General features: G+C 72.9%; 1 protein-coding gene. It reads left to right on the top strand.

The annotated features are described in order from the left end of the window. Positions 1-1,591: beta-ketoacyl synthase N-terminal-like domain-containing protein (locus tag AB0M27_RS47735; protein WP_365732452.1), on the top strand; the 1,591-nt coding region annotated here is incomplete at both ends.

Raw genomic sequence — 1,591 nt, 5'->3', positions numbered from 1 at the left:
TGGGCAGTCGGCGTATGCGGCGGCGAATGTGTTCCTGGACGCGCTGGCCGTTCACCGGCACGGGCTGGGCCTGCCCGCCACCTCCATCGCCTACGGACTCTGGCTGAACGAGGGCATGGGCAGCACGCTCGGCGAGTCGGACGTGCACCGGCTCAGGCGCCTCGGCCTGCCCCCGCTCGACACGGACACCGGCCTGGCGCTGCTCGACGCCGCCCTCGGCTCCGGACGGGCGCAGGTCCTGGCCACGCCCGTCGACCCCGCCGCGCTACGACGCCGTACCGACGAGATACCCGCGCTGTTGCGCGGCCTCGTACCCGCCACCCGGCGCAAGGCGGCCCGCGCCGCCGTCCAGGCCTCGTCCGCCCTCGGCAGCGAACTGGCCGGGCTGGACCCGGAGGCCAGGCACCGGCGCCTGCTGGATCTCGTCCGCGGCCACGTGGCCGCCATCCTCGGCCACGCCGGAGCGGACGACATCGAGCCCGACCGCCCCTTCTCCGAGCTCGGCTTCGACTCCCTCGCCGCCGTCGAACTGCGCAACCTGCTGACCGCCGCGACCGATCTGCGCCTGCCGGCCACGCTCGTCTTCGACCACCCGAACGCCTCCGCCGTCACCGCGCTGCTCGCCGAGATGCTCGTGGGCACCTCGCCCGACGACACGCCTGCGGCCGTCGTGCGCACCACCGGTGATCAGGACGACCCGATCGTCATCGTGTCGATGGCGTGCCGCTACCCGGGCGGAGTCTCCTCCCCCGAAGACCTGTGGCGGCTGGTCGCCGAGGGCCGCGACGCCGTCGGGACGTTCCCCGTCAACCGCGGCTGGGACCTGGACGACCTCTTCGACCCCGAGCCCGGCGCACCCGGCAAGAGCTACACCGACCGCGGCGCGTTCCTCCACGACGCGGACCAGTTCGACCCGGTCTTCTTTGGCATCAGCCCCAACGAGGCCCAGATCATGGATCCCCAGCAGCGGCTGTTCCTCGAGGCCGCCTGGGAGGTCTTCGAGCGCGCCGGCATCGACCCGGCCACCCTCAAGGGCAGCCGCACGGGCGTCTTCGCCGGCGTCATGTACCACGACTACGGCGACCTCAGCAGCGGCGGCAGCGTGGTCTCGGGCCGGGTGTCCTACTCGTTCGGCTTCGAGGGGCCTGCAGTGACGGTGGACACGGCGTGCTCGTCGTCCCTGGTCGCCCTGCACCTGGCGGTGCAGGCGCTGCGCTCCGGAGAGTGCTCGCTCGCGGTCGCGGGTGGCGTGACGGTGATGGCCACACCGGCCATGTTCGTCGAGTTCAGCCGCCAGCGAGGCCTGTCCGTGGACGGCCGTTGCCGCTCGTTCGCCGAGGGCGCGGACGGGACGGGGTGGTCCGAGGGTGTGGGTCTGCTGCTGGTCGAGCGGTTGTCGGATGCGCGGCGGTTGGGGCATCCGGTGCTGGCGGTGGTGCGGGGTTCGGCGGTGAACCAGGACGGTGCGTCCAATGGTCTGACGGCGCCGAACGGGCCGGCGCAGCAGCGGGTGATCCGGGCTGCGCTGGCGAACGGTGGTCTGTCGGCGGCGGATGTGGATCTGGTGGAGGGGCATGGGACGGGGACGCGG

The sequence above is a fragment of the Streptomyces sp. NPDC052107 genome (assembly GCF_040680215.1).
Taxonomy (GTDB): domain Bacteria; phylum Actinomycetota; class Actinomycetes; order Streptomycetales; family Streptomycetaceae; genus Streptomyces.
The sequence above is the reverse complement of the archived record's forward strand: the minus strand, read 5'-3'. Positions and strand labels throughout refer to the sequence as shown.